The following is a 17,910-nucleotide window of genomic DNA, read 5'->3' as shown; positions in this document are numbered from 1 at the left end:
CAGACCGAGTCCGGGCAGGCGGGCGCCACGCGGGGCGCCATCTCGCTGACCTTCGGCATCGGCGCGACACCCGGCGTCCTCCAGGTGGTGAAGGTCGGCGGCGGGCTCTCCGGCACCGCCAACCAGTCGAACCGGTCCAACACCCACGTCGCCGACGCCGAGGGCGGCCACGTCGAGGACAACCGGGCCGAGGCGACGCTGGTCGCCTACACCGCGAACTGGTCGTTCAAGGTCCGCAAGGACGCGAGCCAGAGCTGGAAGAACACCCGGGTCCACCGGCTGACCGGCCCGACGAACGAACGACTGCTGCTGTGGATCACCGGCCACTACCTCGAAGAGCCGGACGGGGACCAGGTCACGGCCACCGGCGACGCGGTCAAGGGCACGAAGCTGCCCAAGTTCTTCTTCGCGTCGGGCCTGACCAACCTCCCCCGGCTCTTCGACGAGATCGTGTCGGCCCTGCGGGCGAAGGGGCTGAAGCTGCCGATGGGCAGCCTGCCCAGGCAGGAGTTGCTGCAGAAGCTGTGGAACCTGAACATGCACCTCGACGCCGCGGTCAACACCGACCGCGGCTACCGCTTCACGCTGCACGACAAGTACGGGCGGCAGGTGGCGACGGTGGCGGTCAAGTCGCGCCGCCTGGCCGCGACGAGGGTCGGCGCCACCAGCGACAAGTCCCACATCGAGAACGTGCGGACCGCCATCGACGGATCGAGCGGCGGGCACAGCATCACCAACAGCAGCACGGTGACCTTCCCGAGCGTCGAGTTCGACCTGGTGCCGAGCCCGCCCGGCCTGCCCGACCTGGGCCTGGGCGTCAGCGGATACCTGAACTACACCTCCTCGAACGTCGACTCGCTGTCGACGGGCCGGGTCGGCCTCCACGTGGTGGTGCCGCGCGACACCTCGCACACCGCCGGGTACGACGCGTGGTTCTCCCACCAGGCGACGGTCAGCGTCCGCGGCAAGGCGAACAAACGGGCCCCGAGGACCACTTCGGCGGTCACCGGCCGCGCGCTGCTCCGGATGCCGGAGACGGCCGCGTTCGAGCACGGCTTCCCGGTCGACCGTGCGGCGCTGAAGAACCCGCCGCGGCAGGGCGGCGAGGTGCCGTTCCGAAGGGACGCCATCCGCGGCCTCGGCACGCGCCCGAAGGATCCCGCCACCAAGCCCGCTCCGCAGTGGGTCGCGGACGGCAAGGGCCTCGGCATGGGCCTGCCCATGGTGGCCGATGGCACCGTCGAGGAGATCCACCGCCTGCTGGAGACCGAACTGCGCGACAGCGGGTTCCTCCCGGCCGACAGCGAGGACCCGTTCGGCGAGTACGCCTGGTACGCGCACGGCAACAAGACCGACAGCCGGATCGACAACCTCGAGCTGTTCGAGAAGATGGTCTCCAGCCGGGGCCTGGACTCCTACTACGACCAGATCCGCCAGGACGGCATGACGTTCACGCTGCGCAAGCGGCGCGGCGGCATGGGGGTGGACCTGGACGTCGACTCGGCCAAGGTCACCATCACGGCGAAACGGAGCGCCGGGCACGCGCCGCGCTTCCTCCGCAGCACCGACCAGTTCCACACCGTCAACCTGGCGATGGGCATGGACAGCGCCGGGATGTCCGTCGGCCACACCCGCAAGCTCGCGTTCGGGTTCAAGGTGAAGGCGCTCTACCTGGCGCTGAAGACCGCCATGATGGGCGCCGAGTGGCAGCGGATCGTCGGCGCCTCCGACGCGGTCAACTACCTCAACAACCGTCCCGAGCTGCTGGAGTACCCCGGCGTCGTGGACGAGTTCGAGCTGACCGACGACTACGAGATCAAGGTCGAGTACCAGCACTCGGGCACCCAGGGCCGGATCCGCGCGGGACGGCGGAACCCGCCGGCGTGGACGGTGCCGGAGCAGACCTCGCTGGCGTACGTGCTGCCCATCGGCACCGAGAAGGGCCCGACGACGCCCGGCCCGACGCCGGCCAAGGTGCTCGACCAAGGCGTCGTGTACTTCCTCGACACCACCGGTGCCCGTGACGCGGTGCAGGCGCTCGGGCACCTCACCGACCCCGCCGGCAAGGCCTCGTCGATGCGGGACACCTTCGCGGGCACCATCGAGATGCGGGCGCACCTGAAGGAGATCCTCCAGGGCGAGTACACGACCGACCGGCCGTTCGAGTCCGGAGTCTTCCGCGACAAGTTCGGCGCGATGGACATCAGCGGCGCCATGGGCCGGACGACGTTCGCCGGCGCCACCGAGGACAAGTTCGTCCTGGGCATCATCCGGCTGTTCCTGGCCGAAGGCCGCGTCACCCAGCAGAGCTCCAAGGGCTGGACCTGGGACCAGCTCGACGCCGCGGCGGGTGGGGAGGCCGGGGCCGCGAGCCTTACCGGTGAGACGGACGTCAACCGGCACTGGCAGCACAACCGCTCGACCACCATGGGGGCCACCGGCGGTAAGGAGCCGATCCAGCTCGACTTCAACCGGGTCTACATCTTCCGGACCACGGTGGACCTCACCGTCCGCAGCCGCCTGGAGAACCACTCCAAGCTGTGGCCCAGCGGCACGCCGAAGTCCCACACCGAGCGGATGCCACCGCGCACGATGGTGTTCCTGCTGCCGGAGCCGGAGGCGCTCGCCCAGTACGCCGACGGGCACCTCGCGATCTCCGACCGCCAGCTCAAGGACGCCATGCTCCGCTGGAACACCGGCCGGCTCAAGCTCGGCGGCGACCTGGCGGCGAAGATCCTCACGCGCTGGCGGGGCGACGTGCGGGTCCTGCCCAAGGACGCGCGCATCCGGCGCGGCAAGCTGGTCCGCACGATGGCGCGCCTGCACCGCACCGGGGCGACCCCGATCCTGGACCCGCAGGTCAGGGAGCGGTTCAACACGGCGTTCGGCCAGGACCTGCGCGACCCGTACGACCCGTATCTGCGTCCGCGGATGCCCGACGACGTGGTCGCGTACGCCTCGGGCGAGGGACCGGCGCTCACCGACGCGCGGCTGGAGGAGGTGCTGGCCCGGTGGCGCGAGGGCACGACGTGGCTGAGCGGTGAGGTGGCGGCGCGGACCCTGCTGCGCTGGCACGAACAGGTCCCCGACCTGCCGCCCGAGACGCGGGGCGCCCGCAGCGCCGCGATCGGCGCGCTGGCCGAACTGCACCAGGAGGGCGGGGCGCCGATCGAGTCGCTGCCGGTCCGCGAGCGCTTCAACGCCGTATTCGGCAAGTCGCTGGGCAACCCACGCCGGCCGTACCACCTCATGGAGCTGCCCGAGTACCTGACGCGCCAGGACCCGGCCGGCCGTCTCCTCGGCCACTCGGGCCTGTACGACGCGGACTACCAGGGCTATCAGTCCCTGCACCACCTGGTACGGGAGCGGATCGAGCAGGTGGCGCCGGGCATGCTGGCCGCCGGCGCGGAGATCTGGGACGGGAAGGGCCGGCGGATCGGCCGGATGCAGGGCGGCGTCGACGCCCTGCAGTCGATCTTCGCCCGGAGCCGCGAACTGGCCATGTGGGAGGACTTCCTCGGCCGGGACGGCTTCTCCCTCTACCTGGTCAACCCGGTCGGCTGGCTGCTGACCGACGTCGTCGAGGTGAACCTGAAAGACGTGCTGACCTCCGACCCGGAGATCTTCGACTACAAGTGGAACACCGGTCTGGAGAACTACCTGCACGGCTACATCGGCACGGCCAGGTCCCAGTCCCGCGACGGCTCACAGGCGTGGATGCCGGCCAAGCTCAGCGCCGGCAACGCCAAGGCGAGCGGCCCGGTGGACCTCAAGACCGCCGTGGGCCACCACCGCGGCACGACCCGCGCCGAGAACGCGGTCAGCGAGCAGACCGTCTACGACTGGGCGAACCACTACGCCGTGCAGTACCGGCACGAGATGACGGTGCGGGTGCGGCGGCTCAAGATGTCCGGCCGGCCGCTCAACAACCTGCTCCTGCGGGGGTTCGACCGGTGGACCCGGCACAGCGCGACGTCCGGCATCACCGTGCCGGGCACGCTGAACCTCCAGATTCCGCACGCCCTCGCCGAGGCGGGCAACCTGCGCGGTCCCGAGCGGCTGCGCGACCTCCTCCCGCTGCCGAAGATGCCGGGCAACGCGGCCTTCGTCGGCGTCGTCCTGGACGGGCTGTACCCGGCCGCCCGCGCGATGCTCGACCGGCTGCTCGGCCCCGGCTGGGCGCAGAGCACGCTCGGCACGAAGAAGGGCGACCCGAACCTCCGGTCCAGCCTCTCGCTGCCGACGCTGCTGTCGCGGTCGCACCTGACCAACCACGTGCGGGACACGATCGGCGGCAACCGGTACGCGCTCCCCGAAGGCATGATCATCGGCGGGAACAGCTCCGAGCGGGTGAACCTGTCGGTCCAGGGCGAGGTGTACGACGCCCAGGTGATCATGCGGATGTCCGACGGCGGCACCGGCACCGGCCGCTACATCAAGCACCAGAGCGGCACCACCGCGAACAACAGCACGGACCTGGCCCGCGGCGTCGGCGACTACGGCGTCAACGGCGGCGACGTGATCAACCCGCAGGCGCCCCAGCCGGAGGGGGCTCCGCCGCAGCGTCCGGACCACAACTGGAGCTTCAACAACAGCGGCAGCCGGATCACGTCCGCGAACCACAACAGCGCCGGCACCGAGAACTACCGCCGGGAGGGACACGCCAAGGAGCTGGGCTCGCTCCTGCTGCTGCGCCTCCGGGGCCAGTGGTGGGTGGAGGCGCAGAAGACCGAACACCACCTGTTCCGCAGCCCCAAGAAGATCGGCGCGCCGGTCCGTTCCGACCCGGTCTCCGGCGACGTGTACGTCGAGCTGTTCGAGGCCCAGTACGAGGAGCTGCTCGCCCAGATCGCCGAGAACCGGCGGCAGGCCGAGGACGCGCTGCGGAATCGGACGGACCCGGCGGTCTGGAACAGATTGGACACCGCGCCGGTCTTCGACCTGCCCTCGCTGCTGGTCGACGCGGCGGCCGGGAACTACACCGCCGGACGCGCCCACCACCCGATCGTGGATCACATCCGCGCACAGGGCGGCGCGAACGGCCCGCTGGTGCTCACCTTCGGCCAGAACGCGCGGATGCTGGAGTACCGGACGATGCTCCGCTGGGCCGTCAGGACGATGCGGGCGGACCTGCGCGCCGCGCGCGAGCTGGACCCGGACCTGCGGACCCCGGCCTCGCTCCGGCGCTACGAGGAACTTCTGAGCCGGGACGACGCGGGGCCGGCGGGCGGCCTGAGCCACTCCGTCGACGACGAGATCACCGCGATCATCAACGAGGTCAACCGGGTCCACGACCTGCGCCCGGACAACCCGGAGGGCGCGCCCGCCGCGCTGCCGCCGGAGGCGGCCCTGCTGAACGTGGACCCGGTGCACCTGGCCCGTGACCTCGCGGCCGAGTTGCGGGCGCACGTCCGGGTGGACGTCGCGGAGCCGGACGGGAGCACGCGCTCGCGGTGGGTGGACCCCGGCGGACGGATTCACGCGTTCGACCCGAGGACGTTCGACGACATCGCGCTGACCGCGGACCAGGCGTCGCGCGCCGGGCTGTGGAGCGACGAGGTGCGCCGCCTCGCGGTGGGCCACGGCTTCGGCCCGCTGGAGCTGGCCGGGTTCTACCGCCGGTCCTGGACGCAGCAGCAGACCTTCGAACAGGCCGTCCTCGCCGCGATCGACGAGCGTCAGCGGGCTCTGGCGGGGGTGCACGAGGCGCTGCCCGGTCTCCTGGGACGGGCCATGGAGGTCGTCGCCGCGTGGCGGTCGATCGTCACCCGCATCGAGGCCGGGCACACCGGTCCGGCGCGGCCGGCCGAGCCGGAGCAGCGGGCGCTCGACGAGGCACGGGCGCAGGCCCGCTCGGCGCAGATCCTGCTCGACGAGCTGAACGCCACCCGGCCGGGCGACGGCACCACCGTCACCCGGCCGGTGGACGGCACGACCGCGGGGCCGCGCTGGACCGACGAGACCGTACGGGCGGCGAGTGAGCGTCTGACGGCCTGGGAGTCGCTGCTGGACCAACGCCGGGTGGGCCTGGCGTACCGGCCACGGACCGAGCCGACGACCCAGCGGGCCATCGACGGGCTGCACCGGACGCTGGACGCCGCCGGCTCCGGCGCGGTCTCCCTGGTCGTCACCCAGGACGCGGCCGGTGCCGGCGGGCGGTTCACCGTGGTCAACCACCGCGGCCGGATCCGCTGGTTCGAGTCCGAGTCCCGGTTGCCGGTGGAGCCGCCGCTGGACGCCCAGCGGCTCTACTCGCTGGACGTGGGCGGCGATGGCGTGCTGCTCGACCCGCCCGCCGGGCTGCGCGGGCCGGCGGCGTCGGAACGCCGCTTCGGGCCGGTGCGCGACCGGGCGCTCGCCGACGTCGCGCACCATCTCGACCATGGCCTGGTCCGGCCCGGCGCGCGGGAGGCCGCCGCACGCTCGGGGTCTCACCTGCCCCGGTTCGTGACCGAGTTCGAGGACCGGATCGCCTACCAGAACGAGCGCATGGCCGCGCTGACGGCCGCGCCGGGACCGCGCATCGTGAGCCTGGCCACCGCCATGCGCGGCGGGCTGCTCGCCGACGCGCACGTCTACCGCGACGAACACGGGCAGCACGGCGTCGGCCCGGGCGGCCTGAACGTCCCGGGCTGGACCCGGCTGGGCGCCCTGGCGGACTTCGCGCCGGTGTACTGGCTGACCCGGGGAGCGCGGGCGGAAGGCACCACCGCCTGGGACGTCCGCCGGAACGGCCTGGGCGAGGCCGTGCGGTTCCTGTCCGGGGACGTCGGCCAGACCACGGCACAGCGGGTCCGCCGGGCGTTCGGCGAACACGCCGACCGGGAGGTCGAGCAGGTCGACCGGCTGCCGGACGATCTGCCGCCCGGAACCTGGGTCTGGTTCACCGGCGGGGGCCGCAGCGGGGCCGCGGTGGCCACCGGTACCGGGTACCGCGTCCTGCTCACCGGTACGAGCGGCACGCGTGAGGTGCCGGCGTCGCAGGTCCTGGGGGAGTCGGCCCGCCGGCCGCACACCATCATGCTCGCCCGGGCGCGGACCGAGGCCGCCCCCGGCGGGCGACGCGGTCCGGAGAGCGGCACGGTCACGACGGACCCGGGCACGACGCTCGCGCCGGGCGGCACGGTCGCGGGCCGTACGGTCGGCGGCGGGCAGACCGTCGGGGGCTCCGGCCCGTCCCGCGACGCCACCCGGCCGGTACGAACGCGGCGCACGATCGTGGACGACCCGCTGCCGGCCGACCCGCACGTGTACGTCAGCGAGGACGGGCAGCACCGGGTCACGGCCGCCGGGACGACCCGCGGCAGCTGGACGGACCTGGGCGCGGTCGCGGCGTACACACTGACGTCCTGGCTGGTCCGCGGCGGGCCGGAGCGGGGACTGACCGACGCCGTCGTCGTGCACGAGGAGCTGGACCGGGCGATCGCCTTCCTCACCGAGGACTTCGCGCTGGACGAGCACGAGGAGACGGTCCGCACGCTCCTGGCCGGCGTCACCGGCCGTACCGTCGAGCTGACCGACGAACTGCCCACGGGGCTGCCCGAGGGCACGCTGGTCTACTACTCCGGCCCGGAGAACATCGACGGCGCGGTCGTGTTGTCCGGCAGCCGCTACCGCAGCCTGAAGCCCGACGGCACGACCCAGGTCGCCCCGGACCAGGGCGGCGGCGCCCTCCCGTCCGGGCCCGGGCACAACTTCCTGATCGCCCGGCCCGCCACGGCCACCGCGCCGAAGACGACGGGAAGGACGCCGGCGAAGAGCGCCTCCTCGGCCGCGGTGGCGCAGGCCGCGAAGCGCGCCGCGCAGGTGGAGCGGCAGGAGTTCGACCCGGCACGGCTGCAGGCGACGCTGGACGCGCGGCACCTGCGGCCCCTCGACGTGCCCGGCGACGGGAACTGCTTCTACCACAGCCTGATCGAGATCGCCGGTACGTACCTGGAACGGCACATTCCCGGGCTCAGCATGCGAGGAGACCGGCTTCGCGCGGTGAAGGCGCTGCGCGACTGGCTCGCGGACCGGCTGGAGGCCGACCTCGCGGTCGCGGCCCTGGGCCTGCCGTCGCGGTACGCCGGCTTCTTCCACGTGGTCGAGGGCGGGCCCTCGATCGCGCGGCAGCAGCGGGCGCTGGTGGACCAGATCCGGACGATGGACGAGTGGGACGACGAGGCGGGCGACGTCGTCGCGCACCTGGCGGCGTACGAGCTGGGCCTGCGGATCACGCTGATCCAGGACCGGTACGTCACCACGGTCGGACCGGACGGGCCGGCCCACCTCAGCTTCATCCGCCGGCCCGGCCACTATCTGGGGACCCGGAGCGCGCGCACGGACGCGCCGCCGATCCCGTGGCGGACCTTCCGGCCGGTTCCGCCGACCTCCGCGGTCGTGGCCCGTGCGCAGTACGACCGCCAGACCGCGTGGTTGAAGCGGCGGTACGCGAGCGTGCGGACGGACCTCGAACGCCTCACGTCACGGCTCGCCCCGGACATCGTCGATGACCTCAAAGCCCGGGTACACCGGCGGATCGCCGCCCGTGACCAGGAGCTGGCGCGGCACGGCACCGAGACGGCGGCACACCTGCGCCCGCAGCACCGGCTCGACGCCAACGTGAGCGCGGTGGGCGACCTGGAGCGGCTGGTCCATGAATACCAGGCGCAACTGGGCGAATCCACGCGGCCGGTCCCGGCCTCCGCGTCCGGCCAGGGCGTACGGGCCCGGACCCGGATCTCGGACTACCTGTTCAACGAGGTCAACTCCCGGCTCGCCCGTCTCGGCGGGCGCTGGCTCCTCGGCCGGGTCGACCGGGGACAGATGCGCGAGGCGTTGGCCGACCTCCCCCAGGGCGGCCCCACCGACCAGGCCGGCCTGGCCACCGACCTCACGCACCAGATCGCGTTCGGCTCGGCCCCACGCATGCGGGGCGGCGAGCGGCCCGCCGCGGAGCGGCTCCAGGATCCGTTCGCGGCCGGCCCCAGCGGCACCGGCGCGAACGACCACGAGGTCGCCGGCCGGACGTTCGGCGCGGGCCCGGAGGTGCTCGCCGCAGCCGAGCGGTTCCACGCGCGCTTCCACGGGTGGGCGGACGAACGCACCGCCGTGCCGGGGAAGGGCAAGGCCCCCGTACGGGCGGCGGACCTCGCGTCGCGCATGGAGGCACCGCTCTCCCGGCTGGACCTGGGCGACGCCGGCGCCCTGACGAGTGACCGGCCGATCGAGCCGACCGTACGGCTGATGCTGGCGTACCGGGAGCTGGGGCTGCCCGACGGCGACGCGCCGCTGTTCCTCAAGGCGCTCAAGGCCGGCCTGATGAGCGACCTCCTGCCCGAGGAGGCGAACCCGGCGCACCTGTCGATGGTGGATCTGCGGCGGGCCGCGGACGCGGTGGGCCTCGGCGGCGACCGTGCGGTCGGCGACCAGATCATCACGGCCGTCGCGCTCGAGAGGCGGCTGGCCGAGGTGCTGCCGCCGTACGACGGGACGTCGGAGGACTGCGTCTACCGGCTGGAGGCGGTGCGGCGCGAGCTGTACGGCGGCCCGGCGGTGTCCCGCGACGACCTCACGGTCGGGGACAGGCGGCCGGAGCGGGCGCTGGCCGCGGCCCTGGGCGGGGACTGGCGTCCGCTGCACGGACCGCCGGAGAGCGTCGCACCCCTGGTGAGGCGCCTGGGGCCGGGCACGACGGCGTTCCTGCTGGTGTCGACGCAGTACGGCCCGGGCCACGCGTTCGCGCTGCGGAACGAGGGCGGCCACCTGCTGTGGCTGGAGACGCAGGCCGGGCCCGGATCGCGGGTGTACGCCGCCGAGGACGGCGCGCCGATACCGGGCGGGGACGCGCGCGTCATCCTCGTGGACGCGACCGGCCGCGCGGTGGTGCCGGACTCCCTTCCCGCGGCGCCGTACAACGTGGACGCGCTGCGGCTCGCGCCGGAGGAGCTCGGCTTCGCCGCGCAGGGGCGCGAGCACGAGATGATGCACATCGTCCACGGTCACGGCCGGACCACGTTCCAGGGAAGCGAGGAGACCCTCGTCTTCAACCGTGCGACCGGCGTGGTCGTGGAGACCGACACGACGCACGTCTGGGTCGCCGGCGGCCGGTACTTCGCGACGAAACGGGCGGCCGTGGCGTCGCGGCGCGGAAAGGTCAAGCGTAAGTCCGTCAACATCGTCGAGGTCGTCAGCAGGCCGGAGCGGGTCCTGCGGACCGGGGAGGAGCACTACTACGACCCGGCGGTGGTGCGGGCCGGGATCCGCGACGTGAAGAGGCGCCTGAACAACGCGGTGCGGCTCCGCGACGGCGAGGCCGGGCCCGGCTTCCGCGGCACCTCGCTGCGGGACCTGTTCGGCGACGATCCCAACTACGAGTACGGCCCCGACGCCGACGAGCTTTCGGTCCTCCTGCCGCCCGGCTTCGACGACTCGGTGTACACGCACCTCAGTGAGGGCACGCCGACGGCGTTCACGGTGGCCTTCCTGCGAGCCGTCGAGCGGTACGCCGAGGCCGACGACGTCAGGCGATACTTCCGGGACGGGCTGCGGTTCGGCGACGACGTGGTGCTGACGTACCTGGACGAGCGGCTGGGCCGGCGCGTCGGCCGGTTCGCCGGTCCGGCGATGGAGTACGTGCCGGGCGTCGCCGACGTGCGCACCTCGATGACGCTCATGAACACGCACACGTACGCCGCCGCCCGCGTGTTCGTCCGCGGCGACGAACACCTGGCGAAGAACCTCATCCACGGGACGCTGCGCACCTCGTTCGCCGCCGTCCGCGAGTCCATGCCGGCGGAGGTCCGCGGCTTTCTGGAAGGCCACCATGAGGAGATCCGGGCGATGCTGCGCGCGGATCTGCGGCAGCGGCTCGCCCGGGCGATCAGGACCTACGAGCGGCACCCGGACCGCCACCGGCGCTGGCGCAAGTTCGGCCGGGACCCGCTGCCCCTGTTCGAGTACCCGCTGAGGAACGAGAGCATGACCCTCGGCGACTATGTCGACAACATGCTGCTGCCCACCGGGCGGCCCAGGGTCTACGTGGACCAGAACGCCGCGATGAACGTCCGGACCAACATGCGCCGGCTCGACCGCGGGCGGATCGTCACCGAGATCCGTGACATCGGCCCGCAGCGGCAGAGCCTGCGCAGATCGGAGGAGACGGCCGAGGAGTTCGCCGAGCTCGCGCGGCTCATGCACGCGCAGGCCGAGCGGGTGGCGCACAACAACGGCACCGTGGAGGGCCGGGAGTTCAACCGGAGGCTGACTCAGGCCGTGGACACGGTCAGCGCCTACCGTCCGCCCGCCGACGACCTGGCCACGGACGTGACCGACTTCCTCGGCTCGGTGGCGCGGCACGCCCCGGACGTGGTCCGCGATCCCATCTTCCGGGAGAACGTGACGTCGAACCTCCAGGCCGATGCCGTCGTGGCGCTGAGCGACTTCATCGAGAACTCGTCCCGTGAGTACGCACGTGCCGTACGTCGCGCGATCCAGGCCATCCGGGAGGCTCTGGTCATCGAGCGGGGCTCGGCCGAGCGTGCGGCGGCTCACCTCGCCGGCCTGATCGAACGCGCCGGTCTGCTGATCAGGGAGCTGGGCCGGCACTCGGAACGCCGGTACCCGGATCCGGAGTACGCCAACGACGCCGGGACGGCCGGCGCCGGGCCCGTTCGCCGCGGCGTGACCTTCACGGCCGCCGGCTCCTCGGCGCGTTCTTTCGCGGACGAGACCGCGCAGGATCCGCCCCGCTGGCACGACATCCGCTCGCCGGAGGGGCGCGTCGTCGGACGGGCGTTCTTCAACGACGCGGACTGGCGCCTGCGGTCGCCGTTCTACGGAGATCTGCAGGGCGCGGAGTTCCGTTCCTGGTCGGGGAGTCCGGGCCGGGAGGTCAGCGCTCCGGTGGAGGTGCCGATCGGTGACCGCGGCCGCGTGTACATCCTCGCGGGGCACGGGGCGGAGCTTCGTGACCTGTCCGGCCTCGCCAGGACCATGGCCCAGGAGATCGTCCGGCAGGGCTTCACCACCCTGCTGCTCCTGCGCTGCACCGATGAGACGCCGGCGCTGGAGTCGGCGGAGCTGCGGGACGTGGCGCGGGACTTCGAGCTGACCATCGTCGAGGGGACCGGCGCGGTCGCCCCCACGCCCGGCGACATCAACCTCCTCCCGGACGGCTCCGGCCGGGCCACCGGCGTACGCGTCCACGGCTCCGACGGCACCACCAGCCGTTACGACGCCGCCGGGGGACACACCGAGCCGGAGCCGGCCGGCGGTGACACCGCCGAACGGAGCCTGGACCCGTCCTCGTTCGACTACCGGATGCTCATGCACGAGGCGAAGAAGGAGCTTCGCCGGCTCACCCCCGGAACGCGACCGGTCTCCCTGACCCCGGAGACGCTGGTACGGATCCACGACGACCTGCCCGCCAACCTGGCCGGGCAGCCGCTGCGGCTGCGCGGCCTGGCGATCGCGCGGATCCTCGCCCGCGAGCGATCGGCGAAGCCGGCCGTGACCACCGGCGCCCGAGACGGCGGCGAGACCGGCCGGCCCTCCGCGCCGCCCGGTTCGGAGCCGGACGAAGTCTCGGCCGAGCCGCCGGCTCTGCGAATCCTGCCGGGCGAGGACGAGACGTTCGGCGAGGCGCTGGCGCGGGCCCTGAACGCGAACTCCTCACTTCTGCCGGAGCACGACTCCGCGGAGAGCGCCGTGGACCGGTTCTTCGCCGGCCTGACGGAGGAGGACCTGCCCGCCTCCGTACCGCTGGCCGACGAGGCGGCGCAGGCGCGGGTCGAGGAGTTCGAGCGGGCCGGTGTCCGGCTGACGGCCGGGCAGCGCGCGCAGGCGGTCCTCCAGAACGGCCGGCTCACCGTCGCGTCGCTGGACCTCGACCGCGTGCAGCGGTTCCGGCTGGCGATGGAGACCGAGCCGGCGACCTCGGAGGCCCGGGCGGCGATGACCGCGGCCCTGGACGCCGCCGCCCGGCGTCTGGGCATGCGCGTCGTCCTCGGCGAGGCACCGCCCGCCGGGGGCGAGCGACCAGTCCTGCCCGGTCCGGAGCTCCGCAACGGGTCCGCGACTCTCGCCGTCACGGCGAAGAAGCACGTGCGGTGGGCGGACGAAAAGGGCGGCGTCCTGACGACCGCCCACGACCCGGAGGCCATGGATCCCCCCGAACCGGAGCCGGTCGAGGGCCGGGAGCCGGAGCGGGCCGTACGGCGGGGCCCGTGGTACCTGGACTTCGACGCGCTCGGCGAAGCGTCGGTGCGCGGTGTGGACCCGTGGACCGAGGAGGACGTCCGGCTCTGGGCGCACCACGTCGCGAGCGGCTCCCGGCTGCCCGGCGACGGGCCGGAGCTGAGCAGCGGCATCCAGCGTGGGCTGCGGGAGATGCTCCGGACGGGTGATGCGGCCGGGTGGGACCGGCTTTTCCAGCGGGGGCACCTGTTCACGGCCGGCGGTCGTCTGGTGTGGCTCCGGCCGGTACCACGGGACGTACGGGTCGGAACGCAGCAGCCGTCGGGTGGGGTGCGGGAGTACGACGTGTCGTTCGCGTCGTTGGCGGCCGGGGGCAGGAAGGCGCGGGAGGTCTCGGCCGGGTTCGACGGCACACTGCTGACGTTCTTCTCTCTCGGGCTGCGGACGGCCTCGGCGCTCATCCCGGGGTTGCCGTCGTTGGGCATGAGCTCGGCGGACAAGCGTGAGGAGGAGTGGGAGGTCCAGGTCATCGCGGGACGCAAGCTCTTCGTGGGCGGGTACGCGCGCTTCCGCGGCGGCATGGCGGTGCGGGTGTTCGTGGACGGACGGGAGCGCCCGAACGACGTGGTGCTCCCGGCGCGGTTCGACCTCGACCTGCCGGACGAGCTCACCACACCGGGCGCGCCGCGGCCCGAGACGACGGTGCGGACCGTCGGCGGGGGGCGTACGGGGCGGCGGCCCTCCCAGTCCGCGGAGTCACTCACCGCGGTCGATTTGATCCCGGTCGCGGCGGAGCTGCAACGGAGTCTCCTCGGCGCGGGTCTTTCGGCCGAGTCCGTGCTGAAAGCGATGGGCGAGGTCATGGAGCATCTGACCGAGAAGTCGGCGCGCAACCGCAGCCGGCTGGTGCTCGGCACCGGTGTTCCGACGAAGAAGGTGCGGGTGTCGGCGGGGCGCCTGAAGTCCTTCGAGGGACACTTCAAGATCAGGGCGGACATCGAGACCCTGCAGTACTTCGGCGACAGCGAGGTGTCCGTGCGGGAGGACACCGGCAGCGGTCTGACGGACAAGCCGGGGCGCGGCAAGGACAGCGGGACGTCCCTGGGCTTCGGCTTCAACGCCGCCGGGCTCACCGCCCCCGAGCACCACGACGACGCCGGCAAGGGTTTCGTGCACGGGCCGGGGCTCACGCTCGGCTTCTCGCGCGCCGCGGGCCACGGGATGGCCGAGCAGGCCCTCGGCCACACCGTGCTCAACCGGAAGATGACACAGGCCCGCTACCGGTCGGGTCTGCGCGTGAATGTGGAGATCCGTTCGACCACGCACGACATCCCGGACGTCTCGACCGTGGTCGAGTCGGAGGTCGGGGTGCCCAAGATCGAGGCGGCCGACTTCGAACGCCGGTTGACCGGCTCGGCGCAGGACGCGTCCGCGCAGGTCCGGGTGTATGCGTTGCTGCGCGAACCGCGCGGGGTGGTGCCTGAGGAGGCGTACCGTCGTCCGGCGCGCCTCGACCGCGCGATGCCGGTGGACGCCGCCCACGGAGAGTCGCTCGCCCTCGCCTCGCGCCGGGGGCTCGGTTTCGGCACGGGAGCCACGCTGCCCGGCGCGGAGCTCGTGCACGAGCAGCTGCGGGCGGTCATGCTGCGGCGGCACGACACTCTGTCGAAGGGGGTCAAGGCCGACTGGTCGGCGGCGGACCTGCAACTGGCCGCCTGGTACAGCAGGCCCGCCCTGGAGGCGGACCTGTCGACCACGATGGCCGGGATCGAACGCACCGTCCACGTCGGCGGCCGGGACTACCGGCTGGCCGCCCGTGCGTACCTGATGGAGCGGCTGGACCGCGCCGGTGACCCCTACTCCCTGACCGTCAACCTCCGGGCGCTGGCGGCCGCCTCGGCGAACGGGCACCGCGCGACCGAACTGGGCATCCGGCTCGGGGCCGGGCTCGGGGCGCGGGTCACGGCGTTCGCGTGGCTGCGGATCGCGATCGGCGCCGCCGGTGTCGCCGGCGGGTACTCCTACTCTCCCAAGCACCAGCTCACCGGGGGCGCCAAGTCCTACCGCCGCACCGAGACCACCGGCCAGGTGCACGAGCACCCGTACAACGTGATCTACGAGCTGTCGGTCCGGTCGCCCGGCGGGCAGGCCGACGTCTGGTGGATCGACCGGCGTGGGGACGTCACCGCCCGGGTCGTCCTGCCCCAGGAGCACCGTCTGGCGATACCGCCCACACCGGAGCAGATCGCGGCGGCACGGCAGACCTCCGAGTCCTGGCGGTGGCCGCACGGCACGGGCGTCGCCTTCACGCGCGGGGTCTCGGGCCTGTTCCCGGCGTTCTTCGTCCTGCCCGAGCTGTGGCGGCTGGCCGCGCGCATGTACGCCGAAGCGAACGGGCTCCCGGACGCCTGGCTGGAGGACTCCGGCGGGTGGCCGGAGGCGATCAAGAACGCGACGCGTCCGAGCGGGCTCGCGGCCCACTTCGCGTCCCTGACGAGCCGCACCGGGCGGTACGTCGCCCTGCCGCGCGGTAAGGACGGCCGGAAACAGGCGCTGCGGATCCGGCTGCGCGGCTACCGGGTCCGCTATCTCTACGCGAGCGACGGCGTCGAGATCGAGCAGTACGCCCAGGGCAACGCCGCGTTCAAGGACGAGAGCGAGCACAAGTGGGAGGCCGGGCCGACGTTCTCGGCCGGCCCGCAGTTCCGGCTGGGCGGCGAGGCCGAGGACCCCCACTCGCTGAGCCCGGAGGACGGCGGGTGGAGCGACCACTCACCGGGCAGCGAGAACAACACCGGGCCGGGTGGGCGGATCCAGCTCACCGGGCACGCCGAGGCGCGCTGGGAGTGGAAGCGCGAGCACGGCCGGGAGAAGGGCCCGGTGGACATCACCCGCGCCACCTACGGCGGGCGGACGCACACCTACCGGATGGACCCGGTCTTCGAGGTGACCCTGGTCCGCTGGAAGGGAAAGTCGATCAGCTGGCGGTCGCGCTACCTGCGTGCGACCGACGCGCTGGACGTCGTCATCCCCGAGCGGCGGATCTTCGACCTCGGTCTGACCGCGCCGGGGGTGATGGCACCGGTTCCACGGCCTCCGACACGTCACGTGCCGCCCGGCCTGCTCCCGGGAATGTCGTATCCGGAGACGATGGACGCCGCAGGCGTCCTGCCCCGCATCGAGGCCTGGCTGCGCGGCGAGGGGGTGCTGCGTCCGGCACCGCCGCAGGAGCGCCCGAACCTGCTGACGCGGGAACTGGAGGCGGCGTACTCCTCCGACGCGTTGCGCAACCAGTTCACCGCGCTCACCGGTTCGGGAGTGGTCCGCTGGATCCCGCTGCCACGGGCGTTCGGCGCCGTCCGGTACGTGTTCGTCCGGGTCACCGCCCGGATCGCCGCCGCCGACGAACAACTGCCACGACCCGAGGTGAAGCTGACACTGCGGGGGGAGGGGCAGCAGAAGACGACCGCGACGAAGTCGTCGGGATTCGGGTACGGGGCCGGTGCCGACCTGCGGACCCGCGCCGGAACGGAAGGGCACGAGGGCGACCACGGAGGGATCGAGGCGAGCGGTGGGTTCCACCGGTCGTCCGCGCGGGGCGCCGAGAAGACCGAGAAGACGCTGGAGATCTATCGCGCCGGTACGCGGGAGGGGTCACAGGAGTACCGGCACCGGCTGGCGTTCCGGATCGAGCTGGGTCTGAGCGGTGAGCTGCCGGAGGTCCTCAACGTCCCGGTCCGCGGCACACGGCTCGCGTTCGTGGGTCTCGGCCGTCTCACGCACTCCCGATGGCCCGGCCGGCTCTGGTACGCCCACGGGATCTTCCTGCGGCACCACGTCCACGAGCCCGGCCCGGGCGGCGTGACGGGCCGCGTCCGCCTGCTGGTCCCCGACCACATCGCGCTCCTCGACGCGCCTCCAGGAGGATTCGAACCCGTCCTGGGGGCGAATCCGGCCTGGGACGGCCGTCCGCTCTGGAACGGACACGACCCAGAGGCGGTCGCCACGCTCATCGAGAACCTCCACCCGTGGGGGGTCCCGTTCGCGGACGCCGTGGAGCGATGGGCTGGACTGCCCTCCTCCCCGTTCGGCCGCCCGAAGGACCTCAACGCCCCACGCGCCTGGCACGTCCCCGGCCTGGACTTCTCCACCTGGGCGGGACTGCGCTACCTGCACTACACCGCGCAGAACATCATCCGGCCGGACATCAAGGACGTGCTGCGGAACACCTACGAGGTGCCGGTCGGCGGCCGGAAGACGATCGTCGGCGCGGAGATCGTCGCGGCCGAGGTCATCGGCCCGCTCGAAGGCACCGACTTCAAGGGCCGGAACTACACCCAGGAGTCGGAGGCGGACAAGGACACCTCCGAGCACTCTGGCGGGTTCCACCTCTCCTTGGGCCCTGAGGCCGGCGGTGAGATGGGTGCCGCCCGGTCGCTGGGGATCGGCGGTTTCGAGTACGCCCGCGAACGCGCGGAGGAACTGTCCGGTGAACTGGGCGGCACGGACGAGAGGAACAGGGAGGCCACCCGCCGGTACCGCCACTACCGGTTCACCCTCGACCTCGTGATGAGCGGACACCACGGCATCCTGCGGGTACGCGCGCCCTACGGCCTCTACGGGATGATCCCGCTCGAAAAGAACCCCACGGGCGGATACCGGCTGATCGGAGGCCTGGAGGAGTCGCTGCCCGGCCTGTTCGGCCGGCCCCGCCGCCACAACGTTCGTTAG

1 protein-coding gene (running past one end of the window) is annotated in these 17,910 nt (G+C 72.8%); it reads left to right on the top strand.

Features of this window, described 5'->3' with window-relative positions; genetic code table 11:
• Window positions 1-17,910, top strand: partial view of a toxin glutamine deamidase domain-containing protein gene (locus tag ABEA10_RS19615; protein WP_345465697.1) — the 3' end only. It extends 37,956 nt beyond the left edge of the window; 17,910 of the gene's 55,866 nt are visible here — the last part of the coding sequence; the start codon falls outside the window, past its left edge; its stop codon occupies window positions 17,908-17,910.

Source organism: Actinoallomurus oryzae, from assembly GCF_039541955.1.
Classification (GTDB): domain Bacteria; phylum Actinomycetota; class Actinomycetes; order Streptosporangiales; family Streptosporangiaceae; genus Actinoallomurus; species Actinoallomurus oryzae.
This window is presented reverse-complemented; position numbering and strand designations above follow the sequence as displayed.